We start from the raw sequence: 17,251 nt of genomic DNA, 5'->3' as shown, positions 1-17,251 counted from the left end.
GGAAGACTTGCGTACGATTTGCGGCAAAGCTACCTTTTTGTGCCTTTCGGCGAGTTTCAGTGATGGCGCGCCGGTGACAGCGGGAAGAGTGGGAGCACCGCCCGCTTCCAGGTGAAATTGGTGACCCCGGCAAAAGACGCATACCACGCGAGCACGGCCGTGACCAAGCCGAGCCAGCCGCCCACCTGCCCCATCACCGGCGCAGCCGCCAGTTCCGCGATCGTCAGGAACAGGAACGTCAATGTCAGGAAGACCAACACGGCCAGGACAGCGCCGTTGACCCGGGCTGCGGCGACGGTCAAGTAGGCCGTGAAGATCGTCCACGCCAGCAGGAACAACCCGGTCGCCGTCGCTGCGCTCGTCCCGAGACTGGGCTCGACGAACTTCACGTACGCGGCGAAGGACATCCAGAAGGCCGCGAACGAGCTGAACGCCAGCGCGCCGAAGGTGTTGCCCTTGCGGAACTCCCACATGCCGGCCAGGAATTGGGTCAGGCCGCCATAGAACAACGCCAGGGGAAGCACGACAGCTTCCAGGGAGGTATTTTTGATCAGCCCGGCGTTGAACACGCTGAGCACGAACGTCGTCATCGCGAAGGCGGCCAGGCCCAGCGGGGCGGGATCGGCGATGTGCGCACCCGGATCTTCCTGTCGGGCAGCCGTCGCTTCGACCGTGGCGCCTTTCTCGGTATGTACCATCACCACTCCTTCCGCGACTCGCCGGCTCCACACCGGCGCCATCATGCGTGACGCCTTCTGAGCATAGTCCGGAATTGCGGAATCCACAGGTGAGCGAAATCGGTCAAGTGAGAATAGGGCGGGCACACCGCGGGCAGGACAGAGCAGGCGCCGGCCATTTCCCTGCGCAATACCGGCAGTAATAGCGGCGCGCCCACCACACTACCCCCAGTGCGGGAACCGTCCCGATAAGCAGCAGTCCGGCGATCAGGCACGCGGTCACGCCCACAAGGTCGCCGACGGCCACGAGTGCAACCGCGACTGCGACCACGGCCGAGAGCGCGAGCACCACGTGCAGCGAGGCGAGCCCACCACGACGCATCCGCGCGAGCCGGCGATCGAGGCCCGGATCGTCTGCCTGCAGCGCGTCTTCCAGCCTCCCCAGTTCCCGCACTTCGTCGTCACTCAGCACCGCGTTCTCCTTCACAACTGCGCCCCAGCATATAACTGCCCCGAGAACAAGATCGGCCGCCCAACACTCGCATCTGGCCGACAAATGCGCACCCTTCCGCATAAAACGTGAAATGTTCACGGGACTGTCAAACGAACGGTGTGACTCGGGTTGAAGGGAATGCTTGCCTCCGGCGGCCAGGGGCCGTCGAAGGCAATCTCGATCCCGCGTGACTGTCGGCCCTCTGCGCGTGCGCCGGTATCCGCCCGCGAGCGCTGGGGCGGGAGGTCTCGTTCACGGGCGGCCGGCGTGCGGTCGTGGCTCGACACCGCTGCCGGCGCCGCGAAACTGCGCGTGCACCCCGTGGCCGGCGACACCCGTGGCCAGAAGTCGCATTCCTGCCTGCGTTCGCCGCGGACGGGGGGTTTCTGCGGCGCCCGGGCTCGCGCTCATCGTCGTGTGCCTGGCAGCCCTCAGTGACTTGCTGCGGCACCCCGTCAGCTGAGCTCACGACGTGGTGATCGGTTCCTACGGGGCAACCTCGTGTTCGTCGCGCTGGGCCTGTGCTCGCCGCGGCGCGCCTTCGCCGGACGGGGACAACGCCGAACGCGCACCGGCTGCGCGCCGGGTTCTCCTCGGTGGGAGGCGGGCAGCGGTTCGCGGCTGGGCAAACGGTAGTCGTTCGCCACGGCGCCAGCCCCGGTGTCGCACGCGCGCTGGGTTTCCTTGGCGCCGCTGTCTTGGTCGTTGCCGCGGATCTGCGACACCTCGGACGACTGGTCACTGTCACCATCGCGATGCGCACACCCATCTTCGCGGCAGTACCGAATGCGCATTCTGTCCGCCTGACGGGTGCCGCCGCGTCCGCACACCGGTGTCCTGGCGAAAATTCACCGCCTCCGCCCCGGCGGCTGACTTCTGCCACGTCCGGCTCCGAGCGCGACGAAGCCCTCAAAACCGAACTGCACCGCCCCTTCGAGGGCTACGTCGTCGAGCAGGTCCCCGGCCCCTCGAATGCGCGATCCCCATCGAAGATGGCCGGCCGAGCATGGCTTGCTTTCTCCGGCCAACAGTGGTGCTGTGGACCGACGACGTGGCTGCTGGGCCCGACCGAGCATTCCGTTGACCCCGCTCGAACCGCACACTGATGCACAGCGACCTACTGCCGACACTTCGATGAGCCACAGAACGGTGCCGCCCGATTTAGTCCCTTTCGCACACGATGTTCGCTTTGTCACTTCGCCATCAGCGTCCTCACAAGGCTCCCGAAACGATGGTGACGGCAACGCGCCCAATCAAGCGGGAAGGAGGCTGTGCGTGAGTCCGAGTCCGAGTCCACCGACCGGCTCCGGTGAACGACCAGTCGTGTTACCGGTTCCGCGCGGCCTTCCCGCGCGAACCCGGTTGGCGGTCGCGGGAGGGTGGCTCGGCGCGACGATGTCCCGCAAATTGGGCCTCGGCAGCGGCGGGGTCATCGGCGGGCGGATCGCACTCAGACTGGACCCCGACGCGCTCCGCCGGCTCGGCCGCGACCGAACTGTCGTGCTGGTGACCGGCACCAACGGCAAGACCACGACCACGTTCATGCTCAGCCGGATCCTGGAGACGCTGGGCCCGGTCGCCACGAACGGCGACGGCGCGAACATGCCCGACGGCGTACTCGCCGCGCTGGCGGCGCACCCGCACGCCCCCGTGGCGGTACTCGAGGTCGACGAGACTTACGTGGCTGCCGTCGCCGCGCAACTGCGCCCGGCCTGCCTGGTGCTGCTCAACCTCAGCCGCGACCAACTCGACCGAGTCGGCGAAGTGCGTGTGATCGAACGCGCGTTGCGGGCGGTCGCCGCGAGTCTGCCGGACATGACCGTGATCGCCAACTGCGACGACCCTTTCGTCACCTCGGCCGCACTCGGCTCGGCTCACCCCCTGTGGGTCGGCGCGGGACAGCGATGGCACGGCGACACTGTCGCCTGCGCCCGCTGCGGCCAAGCAGTACGCCGTGAGCTCACCCGCTGGCGCTGCGTGTGCGGCCTCGCCCGCCCGGATCCGCTGTGGACACTGGACGGCGACACCCTCGGAAACACCGAAGGCGAGAGCTACCCGCTCGGACTGCGCCTGCCCGGACGCGCGAACGCCGCGAATGCGGCGGTTGCGGTGGCGACCGCCGCACAGCTCGGGGTGACGCCAGAGGTCGCCCTAGCGCGACTGTGCTCGATCGGCGATGTCGCCGGTCGCTACCGGCGGAAGTGGTCGCACGGGCGCGGAGTGCGCGTACTCCTGGCAAAAAACCCTGCATGCTGGACAGAAACGTTGCCGATCCTCAGCGCCCAGTCGCCCGTGGTGATCGCGGTGAACAGCGGTGAGGCCGACGGGCGGGACATGTCGTGGTTGTGGGACGTGCAGTTCGAGGAGCTGCGCGGACGACAGGTCGTGGCCGCCGGCGAGCGGGCGACCGACCTCGCTGTCCGACTGACCTACGCCGAGGTGCAGCACACGGTCTGCCGCGACGCGCTCGCGGCGGTAGCCGACCTGCCCCCCGGACCGGTCGAGCTCGTCGCGAACTACACCGCCTTCCGGGCCGTACAGGACGAGCTCGGCGATGACTGAGTCAGCTTTCCGTATCGGCTTGGTGCTCCCGGATATCCTCGGTACCTACAGCGATGGCGGCAATGCGAAGGTCCTGCGGCGCCGGCTGGAGTGGCGGGGTATCACCGCCAGTGTGGCGGAGATCCGCCATGGCGAGCCAGTGCCGTCCGCACTCGACCTGTATCTGCTGGGTGGCGGCGAAGACAAAGCGCAGGCCCTTGCGGCGACGCACCTGCGCGCCCACCCCGGCATGCAGCGTGCCGTCGTGCGAGGCGCCGTGGTGTTCGGCGTCTGCGCCGGGTTACAGGTCCTCGGCACGGCATTCACGACTTCCCACGATGTGAACCACCCCGGGCTGGGCCTGCTCGACGCGGTGACGTCTCCCGGACCGCGGCGCGCGGTCGGGGAAATCGTCGTCGACGTCGGCCCCGAGCTGGGAGGCCAGCCCCTCACCGGCTTCGAGAACCACCTCGGCCGCACACGGGTCGGACCCGGCAGCCTTCCCCTCGGCTCGGTGCGAGGGGGCATCGGCAACGGAGACGGCACAGAGGGCGCGGTCGCCGGCCGGGTCCTGGCGACCTATCTCCACGGCCCGGTGCTGGCGCGCAATCCCGTGCTGGCCGACCTGCTGCTGGAATGGGTGCTCGGCACTCCACCGGCCGCGCTGCCCTTGCCGGAGGTCGATGCCCTGCGGGAGGAACGGATGCGCGCCGCCAAGCACGATCCGCGGCGGTGATTCCCTCCTCAGCACAGCGAAGGAACGGGGCCGCCGACGCGGTGCGACCGGTCAGCGAAGATTTCATCATCGCTGACCCCGAGGCATGGAACACAGAGTCTTCCACCGTCAATCGTGACCACTGTGGACCATGCGGTGCAGGCAGACGCAGGGCACCGGCATCAGCCGGGCCGCGCCTCAAGACAGCTCCGGCTAACCACTGCATCAACGGTCCATCGACCGGCGCAGCCCTACAGTTTGCGTTGACGCGAAGACGCGGACCGGCCGGTCGACGCGATACGGAGCCCCGTTCTGGCGGCGACCGCCGCAGTGCTGGCTTTCCTGCTCCTGCTGGCCTCCGCGACGGGAGGGCTGCCGTAGTCGTCGAGCTTCGACGTCAGCCTGCACTCTCGGCTGGCAGAGCGCCGCTCCTCTGCGGTGGTGTCGTTCGCGGTGGGGCTCACCGCCACGGCGTCTTGCGCGTTCACCGCGCCGCTCGTCTTCGTCGTCACGGCGGTGCTCACGCGGGCTCCGCGGGCGACCGCCTCGCGCGCGCCGCCCTGGTCACGGCCGTCATACTGCTCGCTGTGCGCTGCCGCTTCGGCTTGTCGGCCCTGAGCGCACTCCCCCACCCACCGGAAGCCGACTGGGCTGTCCAGGGCCTCGGGCTTCGCGTTCGCGTCGGGATACACTTCCGACGCGATTCTGGCCGTCGGTGTGCTCGCTTGGCTGGCGACGCAGCGTCTGGCCGAGCGCCCCGGCATCCGTGGCGTGTTCTGGGCCGCCGCCGGGTTCGTAGTGGCGATCGGCTGGACCCGCGTGTGCCTCGGCGTCCACTGGCCCACCGACGTGCTCGGCAGCATCGCCTTCGGGACGGCATGGCAGTGCGGCGCACTGACCGTCCACCGCGCGCTGCCACCATCCGCTCTCCTCCGCACGAGGCTCCTGGCCAACCCGTCCATCGGGTAGCACCGTCGGATTCGCGCCACCGTGAAATCACTCGGCGCCCGCAGAAATCGGGAATTGCTCCACTGCACTCTCAGCAGCGTCCCGCCGGACAGCAAGATCGACACAGCCCCGCGGCAACTGCGAGAAACAAGCCCCGACCTGGCCACCGGGATGCCGGCGCTCACCGCGTTGGACCGACGTATACCGACCCCGGCCGCCACACCGGTCGGCAGTGGCGATCGGCAGCAGCGTCACCTCTTTCCGGCCGAAGGTCCGCACTCGCCGTCGACGGATCGCACGCGACAAGCCAGGTCTCGATCCTGGGCCCTCGCCGTCACCAGGGGACTCACCCGAATGAAACCGTGCCGCGTCCGGTCATCACGATGGTTGGCTCCGGAATCGGCTGCGCCAGTGCAGTTCGACTCCCCCATCGACCTCGTCGATCGTGGCCGTCGGTACGAAGCTGCCCTTGATGCCGCGGTACAGAGGTCGGAAGGTTTTCTGCGAGGTGTGGTTGCCCGGTGTCGGCGCTCAGCACCCGATCGATCTCTGGTCGGCGTCGGCGTCCGTAAGTCGAATCGGTGCGCTCCGACCAAAGACCGTCACAGAAGGCCGTGTGGCGGCCGCAAAGATCTTCCTCATCGCGCCGACCTACATGTCACAATCGCGGAGATGACCCATCAGGATGCGCCGGCACCGAGCCGTGCCCGACGGGTGCCGCTGGTGGCCGGGATCCTGCCGATCCGGCGGCGTGCCCTGGGTTTTGACGCGCTGGCCGGTGTCACGCTGGCCGCGCTGGCCGTCCCCGAAGTCCTCGGTTACGCCAAGATCGCCGGGATGCCGCCGGTCACCGGCCTGTACACGATGCTCGCGCCGGTGGTGCTGTTTGCGTTGTTCGGCGCGTCCCGGCACCTGGTGGTCGGCGCGGACTCGGCGACCGCGGCGATCCTCGCGGCCGGTCTGGCCGGTTCGGCCGCCCCCGCCTCGACCGCCTATGTCCGGCTCGCCGGCACGGCCGCGTTGCTGGTCGGCGCGATGCTGTTGCTGGCCCGGCTGATCCGGCTCGGATTCCTGGCCAACTTCCTCTCTCGCACCGTCCTGGTCGGCTTTCTCACCGGCGTCGGCATCCAGGTCGCGGCGGGCCAGCTGCCCGACATGCTCGGCGTGCCCGCCGGCGGCAGCCAGACCGTGCCCAAGCTGATCAACCTCGTTCGCGCCCTCGGCCACACCGACGGCGCGACCGCGTTGATGTCCGCGGCGGTGGTCGTCGTGGTCGTCGGCACCCGCCTCGTGGCGAAGAAAGTGCCGGGCGGGTTGATCGCCGTCATCGCCGCGATCGTGGTCAGCAAGCTCGTCGACCTGTCCGCGCACGGGGTCGCCGTGCTGGGCCCGGTTCCACAGGGCATCCCACACCTCGCGCTGCCCACCTTCGACGTGCACGATATGTCCACGTTGCTCGGCACCGCGGTGTCGATGTTCGTGGTGATCCTCGCCCAAAGTTCCGCGACGTCACGCGCTTACGCGGCCCGCTACGAGGAAACCGTCGACGAGGACGCCGACCTGGTCGGCCTCGCCAGCGCGAACGTGGCCGCGGCGTTCAGCGGCACCTTCGTCGTCAACGGCAGCCCCACCAAGACGCAGATCGTGGACGGCGCAGGCGGTCGCAGCCAGATCGCTCCCCTGGCCGCCGGGGTGATCGCCGTGGTGGTGCTCATTTTCATGACCGGTCCGCTGGGCGCGCTGCCTCTGGCGGCACTGGCAACCGTGGTGTTCCTCATCGGCGTCGACCTGATCGACATCGCCGGCATGCGCCGCATCTTCCGGGTTCGGCGCGCGGAATTCGTGGTGGCTTTGCTGACCGCGGCCGCCGTGGTTTTCACCGGCGTCGAGCAGGGCGTCGTGCTGGCCATCATCGTGTCCGTCGTCGATCACCTGCGGCACAGCTACCGCCCGCACAGCGGCGTTCTCGTCAAATCACCGGCAGGCCACTGGCAACCCGAGCCGGTCACGCCCGGCCGCCGCACCACCGAAGGCATGATCGTCTACCGGTTCGGCAGCAGCCTGTACTTCGCCAACGCCATGCGGCTGGGCACCGACGTGACCACCCTGCTCACCGGCGGCCGCACCGTGACATGGTTCTGCCTCGACTGCGCTGCCGTCGGCGACGTCGACTACACCTCGGCAGGTGTCCTGTCCACAGTCGCCAAGCGCCTGGGCAAGCACGGCACCCGCCTGGTGCTCTCCGGCGTCTTGCCCGAGGTCCGCGCGCAACTGGACCGCTACGGACTGACCCGAACTATCGGTATGGACAGCTACTTCGACACCGCGGGCGCCGCGCTGGACGCGTTCAGCAAGCGAAAAGCCTGACACATGACCACCGGGACCTGGCTCGACGAACCCCAGCACCACGACTACTCCGCTGCCGCCTCCTATCCCACCCTGAGCGCAGGCACCGACCTCGTCGACCACCTCATCGAAGAGCTGCGGGACGGCCGCAGCGCAGCCTTCTTCAAGGCCGATGACATCCTGCGCGCCGCGGGCCCGTCACTGCTACCGGTCGACAACCCGCACGTGAGTGCCAATCTGCGCAAATCCACGAGCACAAGGATCTCTCCGATCCTGCTGCTGCGCTGTGACCTGCGCCTCGGTAGCGCTTTGGAGATCGCTCACGGCTACTCGCCAACATTGATACCAAACATCAGCGAGTCCGTGGTCCAGCAACCAGTCAGACCGCACGCGCCCTGTTCGCCGATTGCTCAGCCTCAGGGGCTCAGCCGGCAAATTCGTTGACGCCGAGCGCGAAGTCCCAGTGGCCGACCCCGTTGCCGGCGAGGCCCACCGTGACCACGCCCACTCCTTCCAGCCAGTGCGCCATTTTCAGGCCGCCGACGTCCAGCGGGCGCAGCCCGAGGCTCTCGATGAATGCCGCCACGCCCGCCTTGGCCTGCGCATTGTCACCAGCGATGAAGACATTGGGCCGGCCCTTCTCCAGAACATTACGGAAGATGGTGTTGAATGCCTTCACCACGCTGGCGCTTTCCGGGGCCACCTTGGAGACTTCCTGCGCGATCGAGGTCTCCTCGCTGTGGGCCAGTCCGTCGAAGGTGGCGTTGAAGGGGTTGCTGATGTCGACGATGACCTTGTCCGCGAGGGCGTCTCCGTACTCGGCGACGACCGGAACGACACCGTCGTACAGCAGGGCCGTGATGACGATGTCGCCGGCTGGAACAGTGCCCCACTTGCCCGTCGTCGCGCCGTCGCCCAGAGCCTTGGCCAGGTCATCGGCCTTGGACTGATCGCGTCCCATGACCTCGACGGTGTTGCCGCCCGCCACCGCGAGCGTACCGATGGTACGGGCCATGTTCCCCGTACCGATGATGGTGAGGCTGCTCATGAGGTGTGCTCTCTTCCTGTTCTCGAGGTGTCCCTCTGTCTCGTTCGTGCCGGGTCAGGCACAGGGCGTCGGCCGCGGCGTTTCTGAGCGGACTGCCGTGCCTTTCTCAGCACCTCCGGCTCGCCTTCCGCCGGCCGATTGGGATGCGTGAGCCTGCCGCCATTCGAAAAAGCGGAGTCAGGTCAGGGACATAGGACGAGGGCATCCTGTGATCGTCACTCTCCCTCGGTGCTCGGTTCCCAGGGCTGCATGCCGACGAGAGGCGCGAGGTGAACCTGCATCTCGGCGGCGGGCGGCGGCGGGCGCCAAATATCGTCACCTCGGCAACCTTTTAGTCCGCGTCGAGCAGGATGCAGTTCCTCCAGAGCTGTGCTTCATGAATGACACTGCTTCACCGGTAGACCGCGACCGGTGTCGACGAATGATCGACAGCACGCAAATTCGGCGCCCGCGCAACGCTTCGGCGTGCTGCGTATGTCCGCTTTCGAGGTAAATTCGTTGTGGCGGCTGGGTTGTCGTAGGGTGTGCCCGCGGCATTCCTGGTGTGTGGATCAGATGGCGGTGGTGCCGCCGTCGGTGACCAGTTCCAGGCCGTTGACGTAGCTGGAGTCGTCGGAGGCGAGGAACAGGGCGACGGTGGCGATTTCTTCGGGGCGGCCCATCTTTCCGCGAGGGATGAGGGACTCGAATGCGACCCTGGTTGCCTCGTCGAACAGTTCTTCCTGTTTGGCGGTGGCGACCTGGCCGGGGGTCAGGACGTTGACCCGGATCTTGCGGTCGCGCAGTTCGTTGAGCCAGACGCGGGCCCAGGCCTGCTGGACGGCTTTGCTTCCCGCGTAGAGGCTCCAGCCGGGGAAGGCGCCGAGGGAGGCGTTGGATCCGGTCATGAAGATCGAGCCGTTGTCGTTGATCAGCGGTAGTGCCTTCTGCACGGTGAACAGGGTGCCGCGCACGTTGAGCCAGAAGGCGCGGTGGAACTGTTCCTCGGTGATCTCGCCGAGGACGGCGGGTTCGCCCATCCCGGCGCTGGCCCACAGCACGTCGATCGTGCCCTTTTCCCGCTTGACGGTGTCGTACAAGCGGTCCAGGTCGTCCAGTTCGGCCGCGCCACCCTGGACGGCGGTGACGTTGCGGCCGATCAGCTTGACGGCGTCGTCCAGTGCTTCCTGCCGCCGGGCCTGGATGAAGACGTGCGCTCCTTCCTCGACGAACAGTTTGGCGCCGGCCAGTGCCATGCCGGTGGATCCACCGGTGATCACCGCTACCTTGCCATCGAGCTTTCCCACGATCACTCCGTTGAATTGATGGGTGTCCGAATCACTTCGGTTCTTACGTACACCGAACTGTGTACGTAACGTACCCGATGGCCAGCTGGGGTGCAAGCTACGTACACCGGTCAGTACCGAACGACCTATACTGAAGGTATGACGGAGTTGGAGAAGGGCCCCCAGGGCCGACGCCGCGGCAGGGGTGCGCGCGAGCGCATCCTCAGCGCATCACAGCAACTGTTCCGCGATCAGGGCATCAACCGCACCGGCATGGACCAACTCTGCGCCGCGGCCCAGGTGTCCAAGCGCACGGCCTACCAGCACTTCACCAGCAAAGACGAACTCGTCGCCGAATACCTGCGCCGATTCGATCCCGACGTCATGCCCGGAGTGTTCGACCGCACCGACCTCACACCCCGCGAACGACTCCTCGCCGCCTTCGAGATACCCGCGTCCACGCCCCTGTGCCCTTATATCGCGGCGGCCGTCGAACTCCACGACCCCCGACACCCGGCATCCGAGTACGCACGCGACTACAAGAAAGCCATCGCCGCGCGGCTCGCCGAAACCGCCCGCGAAGCCGGCGCCACCAACCCCGAACAACTCGGCGAACAACTGGCGCTGCTCATCGACGGCGCCTCGGCCCGCACCCGAGTCCTCAACACTGAATCCTTCTCCACCGCTGCCGCCATCGCCGCCGTCCTCATCGACAACGCCATCCCCGCGTCACCTCCTCGGCCGCACAGCGATGACCGCGGCACTACCGGGTCTGCTCCCGTTCCGGCAGGAGGCCAATGACGACCCGATCACGCCTCGTCGGCCCGGAAACCGACATCGAGCTCGGCGCGGCGGGAGCGGCAACTGCCGGGACTCGGGCTGGAGAGCGGGTCACGAGATCTGGTCTCGGCCATCCGTACGTATCGTCGAACTGACCGTCGCGGGAACGCTACGGAAATTTGAACCCTGCTATGCACCGGGGAAAGCAGTCCCGCGTATCAGCACGCCTGGCCGCAGTCGTCGCACTCGCCGGGCTCGAGTCCCTACGAACAATGGCGGGACACGGCCGCGACTGACGTCTGGCTGGCGGTCACCGGGATCGCGACACCGGTCAATGCTGGCGGCCACGACTCGGCCCCGCAGTGGCGACCTCTGGCCGCTGGAAATGTCCGGATCAGCCGGTGTTCGTCGCGCATCCATTCATCTCATCCTCTCCATTGAGGACTGATGCGGGGCACGATGGATCCGCGATCTTCCGCAGCACGTCCGTCCGACTAGGACAGCTCGTTTCTCCGTCGGCCTGTGCGACGGTGCGCCAGGGCGCGGGACGAACGCCAGGCCAGTCCAGGCCAACCGGCCTGCTGTGTCAGCGACGGCCGCTCAAGGTGAGGAGAACCTCGCGGCAGACGGCACCGGCCGCGGCCATGACCGTGCGTGTCAAGGTCAGCATGTCTTCGCCGTCGGCCCGGGCTGGACCGATGCGGTCTTCGACCGCGGCCAGCATCGCGGTGCGCAGCTCGGTGTTGACGTTGACCTTTCCGACGCCGGCGGCGCCGCACGCCCGCAAGTCCTTGGCCGGCAAGCCTGAAGCGCCGTGCAGGACAAGCGGAACTGCGCCGGCATTTGCCCGGATCCGGGCCAGCAGGGGCCAGTCGATCGTGGGCACGCCGCGGTAGCGGCCGTGCACGTTGCCGACTCCGCACGCGAGCAGCTGAGCCCCCGACGCCCCGAGGAACGACCGGACCAGGTCGGGGTCGGTTTTGCCGGTGTCGTCGGCGGTGTGCGTCGCGGCGTGATCCTCGGTACCGGGGATGCTGCCCAGTTCAGCCTCCACGACCACGCCGTCGCGCGCGGCCAATGTACGCACGGTCCGGACGAAGGTGGCGTTCTCGTCCGGCGGCAGATGGGAGCCGTCCGCGAGCACGGCGTCAGCCCCGGCTTCGATCGCATCGCGGATCAGCACGTCGTCTTTCGCGTGGTCAAGCTGCACGCACACCGGGACGGTCGAGTCGTCTGCGATGCCCCGCAGGGTCCGGATGAGCCGCGGCCCGCGGTCCGCAGCGGCGGACGAGGGCGCGACCAGCAAGATCACCGGCAGAGCCAGGTCCTCCGCGGCGCTCACGACCGCCAGCGCTGTGTCGGCTCCGTAACAGGTGAAGGCGGGCACGGCCGCGTGTTCGGCGAGCCGCCGGGCGACCAGTTCGTCGAGTGCCGCTCGCATCGGTAGTGGACCCTTCTACGTGGTGACGGGTGGCTGCGACCGCGTCGACAGCGGTCGCCGCCACCCGTGGCTTGGCAGCGCCGTCAGGCGGCCACGGTCGGTTTCGTCAGGTGGCGCCTCTTCCGCATCGTCGCCACCGAGATCAGCCCGATGACCGACGTGGTGAGGACGAAGTAGTACGGCGAGCGCAGGTCGTCGGTCGCGCTGACCAGCCAGGTGCCGATGTAGGGCGCGGTGCCCCCAGCGATGACGACGGAGATGTTCGTGGCCAGCGCAGTGCCGGTGTAGCGGACCTCGTCAGGGAACAACTGGGGTGTCACGGTGTAGGAGGCGACCTGGAGGAACGCCATGTTGACCATGATGAGCACGTAGCCGAGTGCGGCGAGCCCGAGGTTGCCGATGTCCATCAGCAGGAAGCCGGGGTAAGTGATGACGGCGTAGCCAACGAGCCCGATCACCGCGACCTTGAGCGGGCCGATGCGGTCCGCGAGCCGGCCGGTGAGGGGCATGAGCCCGACCGCGACGAGGGTGACCGCCGCCGTGATCCAGTACACGGGCGACTTCGCGTAGTGCAGGTTGGTGACCAGGTAGATGGAAATGAACGTGGACCCGATGTACGCCGCGCCCTGCACCCCAACGCCGAGCGCGGTGGCTTTGACCAGGGCGCCGGGGTAGTCCCTTAGGGCGGACGCCAGGGGGAAACCGTGCCGAGTGGTCGCGACGTTGCGGTCGATGTCGGGGAGCATGCGCCGGGCGAGGTAGCACACGACGGTGAGCGGCAGGCCGATGAGGAACGGGATGCGCCAGCCCCAGGAGCTCAGTTGTTCGGTGGCGAGCACTCCGGACACGATTCCGATGGCGGCCGAGGCGATCGCGAAGCCGGCGTTGGTGCCCATCGGTGTGAACGCGCCGTAGCGAGCTTTTTTGCCAGGCGGTGCGGCTTCGGCGATGACAGTCGCGGCGCCGCCTACCTCACCTCCGGCGAAGAAGCCCTGAGCGAGCCGGACGATCAGCAACAGGATCGGTGCCAGCACGCCGACCATGGCGTAGGTCGGCAGCACGCCGATGGCGGTGTTCGCGAGTCCGATGCCGACGACGGTGACCAGCAGGGCTCGCTTGCGGCCGAACCGGTCGCCGACCCAGCCGAACACGATCCCGCCGATCGGCCGGATCACGTACGACAAGGCGAACACGGCCAAGACCGCCAGCAGGGACGCCACCGGATCTTTGCCCGGGAAGAACAAGGGAGCGATGATGGCCGAGACGTAGCCGTACAAGGCGTAGTCGTAGTACTCGATGAGCGTGCCGATCCCGCCGGCCAAGCCGACGCGGCGCACCTCTTTTGCGGTGTGGACCGACACTTCTGGCTCCAGATCGCGGATGGTCATGCCCGACCTCCGGCAGTGGGGAACACGGGTTTCGTTGCCGTTGTCATGGTGCTTGGCTTCCTTACTTCAAGCCGTCGAGGTAAGCGCGGACGATGTCGTCGAAGGACTGTTCGGGCTCCAGGCCGAGTTTCTCGGCGCGCAGCGTGTGGAAGCGGGCGGGCCAGCTGCGCACGATGGCGCCGACAGCCGGGTCGTCGGTCCAGTCGATGAGGTCGCTGGTGCCGGCCCCGGCGACACGGTCGAGCGCCGCGGCCATCTCCTCGGGAGTCGTCGTGAGAGCCGGCAGGTTCATCGCGGTGCGACTGCCCCATGTGGCATCGTCGACTTCCGCGGCGCACAACAACCCCGCCAGGGTTTTGCGCGGCGACGACAGGGCGATCGGGGTGTCGCGCGGTACGGGGCACGCCGCGCGGATACCTGCGATCGGCTCGCGGATGATGCCGGACAGGAAGCTCGACGCGGCGGCGTTCGGCTTGCCCGGCCGCACCGACACCGTCATCAACCGCACGGAGCGGCCGCGCACGAACCCCTTGCGCGTGTAGTCGGCTACGAGCTGTTCGCCGATGAACTTCTGGATGCCGTAGCTGGATTGCGGCCGGGGAAGGGTGTTGTCGTCGACATCACCGACCGGGCCGATGGCCGGGTCGGTGCCGAACACCGCGAGCGAGCTGGAGAACACCAGCACCGGCGGCACGGCCAGCCCGCGCGCGTACTCCAGCAGCGACCGCGTGGCGTCGAGGTTGGTGCGCAGCCCCAGGTCGAAGTCGGCCTCGGCCGCACCGCTCACCACGCCGGCGAGGTGAAAGATCGCGTCGACCGGGCCGAGGCCGGCCAGCGCGGCCGTGAGGTCACCGGTGACGACCCGGACCCGCTCGTCCTCGGTGAGGTCGGCCGGCGGATCGAACAGATCGACCAGGACCAGCTCGCCGATCTCCTCCGGTGCTGCCCCGCCGAGTCCGATCGGGGCTTCGAGCAAGCGGCGGGCCAGGACTGCGCCGAGGAAACCGGCGCCACCGGTGATGACGATGCGCGTGCTCATGCTTTCTCCAGTCGATCGATGACGTCGGCCAGTGACGTCTCGCCGCCGACATTGCCCGCGAATACCACGTAGGGCAGGCCCTGCGCCGGTCCGGAAGCCGGTTCCCAGAGTGAGACGATTCCGGGCAGCAACGAGCCGCGGATCCAGGCACGATCGATCCTGAGCGAACGGGTCGCCACGTCCGAGGAGGTGATGCCACCCTTCGCGACCACGTAGGACGGTCGGCGCCCGGCCACGATTTCGCCGGCGACCCGTGCCAGCGCTTCGCTCACCCGCCGGGCGATCTCCAGGCTGTGTTCCTCGTCGTTTCCGGTCACGAGAGCCCGTGAGGTCTGCAGGACGACGATCGTGTCCGCGAGCGCCGTCGTGGCGGTCGTGACCGCGTCCCGCAGGTGCTCCTCGGCGCGCTGGTCGTCGAGGATTGTCGGCACGTCGAGCTCGACGGTGGTGAACCGGCGCCGCGTGGCGAGGTGCTCGAGCTGCTGGCTCGTCAGTCCCACGTGGGATCCGACGACGACGAGCCCGTGTGCGTCGCCGTCGACCAGCTGCGCGAGGGTCTCGTCGTCGATCGGAGGGTGCGCGGCCTGGCCGAGGCGGGCGCGCACGAAGGACGGCCCGACGCGGTAGAGGAACGTTTTGCCGTCCTGCTCGGCGGCGAGGATGGCGAGCACCGTCGCGCGGAGGTCGTCATCCTCGTCGGCATCGAGCACCACGACCTGCCCACCGTGCGGTCGGTCCAACCGGGCCCGCAAAGCGCCGGGCGTTTCGGTGCGGATCACATCGAGGGTCAGCTCGGTGACGTCGCCGTGCGGGATGCGCCCGGCGCTCTTCTCTTCGACCCACTCGGCCAGGCGTGACGAGCGGTAGCCGAAAGTCGCGTCGCGGGCGAACTCGCTCTCGGCCACCGGTTGCAGGCCGTCGGCGGTCCGCAGCCAGTGCGTGCCGTCGATCGTGACCCGCCCGGCGTCCACGTAAGCCGGGGCGAGCAGGATGCCGTCGACCACCGAGCCGTGGGCGGCGACGACCTCGCCGAGCACGTCGGTCTCGAGTGGGAAGTGGCCTCGCAGGGTCGAGTCGCTGCGGCTGGCGAATGCGAGGGACACGTTCTCCTGCTCGGCGGCGGCCAGGCACGCTTGCGCAACTTCGCGATCACGGAAGGCGGCATCCTCGGGTGAGAGGCTGCGGGTGTTGGTAAGCACGAAGAACCCCGGTCGGCCCTGCTGCAGCGCCCAGCGGATGTCCTCGACCGTCCAGCGGGTGAGCACCGGCAGGTCGCGCACGGTCTGCGTGCCGGTGGGATCGTCGTCGAGCACGGCGACCTGTCGCGCACCCGCGAGCGCACGCACGACGTCGTCGGCCGGGACGCTTCGGACCGGCGGCAGCGTCCGCGGGTTCACTCGATCCCCTCGGTGGCCAGCAGCAGGCGCATGCGGTGGGCCGCCAGTTCCGGGTCGGGGAACAGGCCGAGCTCGTCGGTCAGGACGAACAGCTCCGTGAGGTGGCGCAGGGACCGCATCCCTTCGCGCCCGCTGACCATGCGGTAGTGGTCCTGGTGGCCCGAGAGCCACGCGACGAACACGGTGCCGACCTTGTAGCGGTCGGCCGGTGCCTCGAACATCTTGACGGCCAAGGGGATCGAGCGGTTCATCGTCTCGGTGAAGCCGCGCTCGTCACCGGCGTCGAGTGCCTTGAACCCGGCCGACGCGATCGGCGCGATCGGGTCGAGCACGCCCAGCAGACCGTGGCTGTGGTGCTCGCCGTCGCCGAGCAGGAGGTCGGTGTAGCCGTAATCGTCGCCGGTGAACACCTTCACGCCGACGGGAAGGCGCCGGCGGAATTCCTGCTCCAGCTCGTGGTCGAGCAGGCTGAACTTGATCCCTTCGAGCCGGTCGGCGTTGTCGCGCGCCATCTGCACCACGACGTCCATGGCGGCGAGCGGATCGGTGTGGCCCCAGTAGCCGGCCAGGCTCGGGTCGAAGCCGGTGCCGAGCCAGTGCACGATAGCCGGCTTGTCGACCTTGGCGAGCACGTCCCGGTACACGGAGAGGTAATCGTCCGGGGTCTTCGCGGCGGACACGAGCGCGTGGCTCGCCCGCAGCACCGCCGCACTCCCCTGGGCCTGCACGAACTCGAGCTGCTCCAGGTAGGCCTCGACGATCTGGCTCAGGGCCGGGTTCGTGGCCGCGAGCTGATCGGTGCCCGCGCCGGCGACCACCGCCGCGCCGGCGTCGAGCGCCGCACGAACGCCGAGGCGGATGAGCTCCTGAGCCTGCCGCCAGCTCAGGCCCCCGGGCCCGCGCTCGGAGGTGTCCATGGCTTCGGCGATGCCGACGCCGTAGGAGAAAAGGTGCTGCCGGAACGCGATCGTCGCTTCCCAGTCGACGGGGGGTTCCTGGCCCGGCTGGTAGTCGGCGCGCGTGTCGGCTACCACGTGGGCGGCGGCCAGCACCGTGCGCGAGGTGAAGGGCGCCGGGTGGCGCGGGTAGTCGACGGCCTCGTGCATCACGTGCCGTGTGGTGCCGCCGTCCGGGGTGGGGAGGACGAGCGTGGTCGAGTTCAGGGTCGTCACT

16 protein-coding genes are annotated in these 17,251 nt (G+C 68.3%); 6 read left to right on the top strand and 10 right to left on the bottom strand.

Translation table 11 applies throughout. From position 1 onward, the window contains the following. Window positions 1–56: 56 nt before the first annotated feature. Together AB0F91_RS35170 and AB0F91_RS35165 are read right to left on the bottom strand one after the other, a co-directional pair. On the bottom strand, window positions 57–698 hold the full coding sequence (locus AB0F91_RS35170; RefSeq protein WP_360604678.1) for an acetate uptake transporter: 642 nt from the start codon (window positions 696–698) through the stop codon (window positions 57–59). A gap of 103 nt (window positions 699–801) precedes the next feature. Next, window positions 802–1,149 (bottom strand): DUF3040 domain-containing protein, encoded by a 348-nt coding sequence (locus AB0F91_RS35165; RefSeq protein WP_360604676.1) that lies wholly within the window; start codon window positions 1,147–1,149, stop codon window positions 802–804. 1,416 nt (window positions 1,150–2,565) lie between these two features. Here AB0F91_RS35165 and AB0F91_RS35160 point away from each other — a divergent pair. Both AB0F91_RS35160 and AB0F91_RS35155 read left to right on the top strand, forming a co-directional pair. Further along, window positions 2,566–3,732 carry a DUF1727 domain-containing protein gene (locus AB0F91_RS35160; protein ID WP_360604674.1) on the top strand — a complete coding sequence of 389 codons (1,167 nt, stop codon included), beginning with the start codon at window positions 2,566–2,568 and terminating at the stop codon, window positions 3,730–3,732. Further along, window positions 3,725–4,447, top strand: a complete 723-nt coding sequence (locus AB0F91_RS35155) for a glutamine amidotransferase (RefSeq protein WP_360604672.1) — start codon at window positions 3,725–3,727, stop codon at window positions 4,445–4,447. The genes AB0F91_RS35160 and AB0F91_RS35155 overlap by 8 nt, the downstream gene beginning before the upstream one ends. A gap of 230 nt (window positions 4,448–4,677) precedes the next feature. On the opposite strand, the gene AB0F91_RS35150 is transcribed toward AB0F91_RS35155, so the two are convergent. Next, window positions 4,678–5,118, bottom strand: a complete 441-nt coding sequence (locus AB0F91_RS35150) for a hypothetical protein (protein ID WP_360604670.1) — start codon at window positions 5,116–5,118, stop codon at window positions 4,678–4,680. 25 nt (window positions 5,119–5,143) lie between these two features. On the opposite strand from AB0F91_RS35150, the gene AB0F91_RS35145 reads away from it, so the two are divergent. The 3 genes from AB0F91_RS35145 to AB0F91_RS35135 all read left to right on the top strand — a co-directional run bounded on the left by AB0F91_RS35145 (window position 5,144) and on the right by AB0F91_RS35135 (window position 8,164). Beyond that, entirely contained in the window at window positions 5,144–5,395 is a 252-nt protein-coding gene (locus tag AB0F91_RS35145) for a phosphatase PAP2 family protein (protein WP_360604668.1), read from the top strand. A gap of 651 nt (window positions 5,396–6,046) precedes the next feature. Further along, entirely contained in the window at window positions 6,047–7,741 is a 1,695-nt protein-coding gene (locus AB0F91_RS35140) for a SulP family inorganic anion transporter (RefSeq protein ID WP_360604666.1), read from the top strand. A gap of 3 nt (window positions 7,742–7,744) precedes the next feature. After that, window positions 7,745–8,164, top strand: coding sequence for a hypothetical protein (locus AB0F91_RS35135; protein WP_360604664.1), 420 nt, complete (start codon window positions 7,745–7,747; stop codon window positions 8,162–8,164). Here AB0F91_RS35135 and AB0F91_RS35130 read toward each other — a convergent pair. After that, window positions 8,145–8,768, bottom strand: a complete 624-nt coding sequence (locus AB0F91_RS35130) for an NAD(P)-binding domain-containing protein (RefSeq protein ID WP_360604662.1) — start codon at window positions 8,766–8,768, stop codon at window positions 8,145–8,147. The two genes, AB0F91_RS35135 and AB0F91_RS35130, sit on opposite strands and share 20 nt — an antisense overlap. Window positions 8,769–9,319: 551 nt before the next feature. Further along, window positions 9,320–10,054, bottom strand: coding sequence for an SDR family oxidoreductase (locus AB0F91_RS35125; RefSeq protein WP_360604707.1), 735 nt, complete (start codon window positions 10,052–10,054; stop codon window positions 9,320–9,322). A 138-nt stretch (window positions 10,055–10,192) separates the two neighbouring features. On the opposite strand from AB0F91_RS35125, the gene AB0F91_RS35120 reads away from it, so the two are divergent. Further along, on the top strand, window positions 10,193–10,834 hold the full coding sequence (locus AB0F91_RS35120) for a TetR/AcrR family transcriptional regulator (protein ID WP_360604660.1): 642 nt from the start codon (window positions 10,193–10,195) through the stop codon (window positions 10,832–10,834). A 565-nt stretch (window positions 10,835–11,399) separates the two neighbouring features. Here AB0F91_RS35120 and AB0F91_RS35115 read toward each other — a convergent pair. The 5 genes from AB0F91_RS35115 to AB0F91_RS35095 form a co-directional block, all read right to left on the bottom strand. Next, on the bottom strand, window positions 11,400–12,254 hold the full coding sequence (locus AB0F91_RS35115) for a class II fructose-bisphosphate aldolase (protein WP_360604658.1): 855 nt from the start codon (window positions 12,252–12,254) through the stop codon (window positions 11,400–11,402). 83 nt (window positions 12,255–12,337) lie between these two features. Next, the gene (locus AB0F91_RS35110; RefSeq protein ID WP_360604656.1) at window positions 12,338–13,642 is read right to left on the bottom strand and encodes an MFS transporter; all 1,305 of its coding nucleotides are present in this window, start codon (window positions 13,640–13,642) and stop codon (window positions 12,338–12,340) included. Between the two features lie 61 nt (window positions 13,643–13,703). Continuing rightward, entirely contained in the window at window positions 13,704–14,681 is a 978-nt protein-coding gene (gene denD, locus AB0F91_RS35105) for a D-erythronate dehydrogenase (protein ID WP_360604654.1), read from the bottom strand. Next, window positions 14,678–16,078: a four-carbon acid sugar kinase family protein gene (locus AB0F91_RS35100; protein WP_360604652.1), complete on the bottom strand. Its 1,401-nt coding sequence runs from the start codon at window positions 16,076–16,078 to the stop codon at window positions 14,678–14,680. Before AB0F91_RS35100 ends, denD begins: the two co-directional genes overlap by 4 nt. Then, entirely contained in the window at window positions 16,075–17,250 is a 1,176-nt protein-coding gene (locus tag AB0F91_RS35095; protein WP_360604650.1) for a DUF993 family protein, read from the bottom strand. The genes AB0F91_RS35100 and AB0F91_RS35095 overlap by 4 nt, the downstream gene beginning before the upstream one ends. Between the last annotated feature and the right edge of the window lies 1 nt (window position 17,251).

This window comes from Amycolatopsis sp. NPDC023774 (assembly GCF_040639695.1).
In the GTDB taxonomy this organism is placed as follows: Bacteria; Actinomycetota; Actinomycetes; order Mycobacteriales; family Pseudonocardiaceae; genus Amycolatopsis.
Note: the sequence above shows the minus strand (reverse complement) of the source record. Positions and strands in the feature narration are given on the sequence as shown.

What these genes read in the sequence shown, in the direction of transcription:
- AB0F91_RS35115 (WP_360604658.1), bottom strand. Translation starts at nt 12,254, where the DNA reads ATGCGAGCGGCACTCGACGAACTGGTCGCCCGGCGGCTCGCCGAACAC.
- AB0F91_RS35130 (WP_360604662.1), bottom strand. Translation starts at nt 8,768, where the DNA reads ATGAGCAGCCTCACCATCATCGGTACGGGGAACATGGCCCGTACCATC.
- AB0F91_RS35135 (WP_360604664.1), top strand. Translation starts at nt 7,745, where the DNA reads ATGACCACCGGGACCTGGCTCGACGAACCCCAGCACCACGACTACTCC.
- AB0F91_RS35140 (WP_360604666.1), top strand. Translation starts at nt 6,047, where the DNA reads ATGACCCATCAGGATGCGCCGGCACCGAGCCGTGCCCGACGGGTGCCG.
- denD (WP_360604654.1), bottom strand. Translation starts at nt 14,681, where the DNA reads ATGAGCACGCGCATCGTCATCACCGGTGGCGCCGGTTTCCTCGGCGCA.
- AB0F91_RS35170 (WP_360604678.1), bottom strand. Translation starts at nt 698, where the DNA reads ATGGTACATACCGAGAAAGGCGCCACGGTCGAAGCGACGGCTGCCCGA.
- AB0F91_RS35155 (WP_360604672.1), top strand. Translation starts at nt 3,725, where the DNA reads ATGACTGAGTCAGCTTTCCGTATCGGCTTGGTGCTCCCGGATATCCTC.
- AB0F91_RS35120 (WP_360604660.1), top strand. Translation starts at nt 10,193, where the DNA reads ATGACGGAGTTGGAGAAGGGCCCCCAGGGCCGACGCCGCGGCAGGGGT.
- AB0F91_RS35160 (WP_360604674.1), top strand. Translation starts at nt 2,566, where the DNA reads ATGTCCCGCAAATTGGGCCTCGGCAGCGGCGGGGTCATCGGCGGGCGG.
- AB0F91_RS35110 (WP_360604656.1), bottom strand. Translation starts at nt 13,642, where the DNA reads ATGACCATCCGCGATCTGGAGCCAGAAGTGTCGGTCCACACCGCAAAA.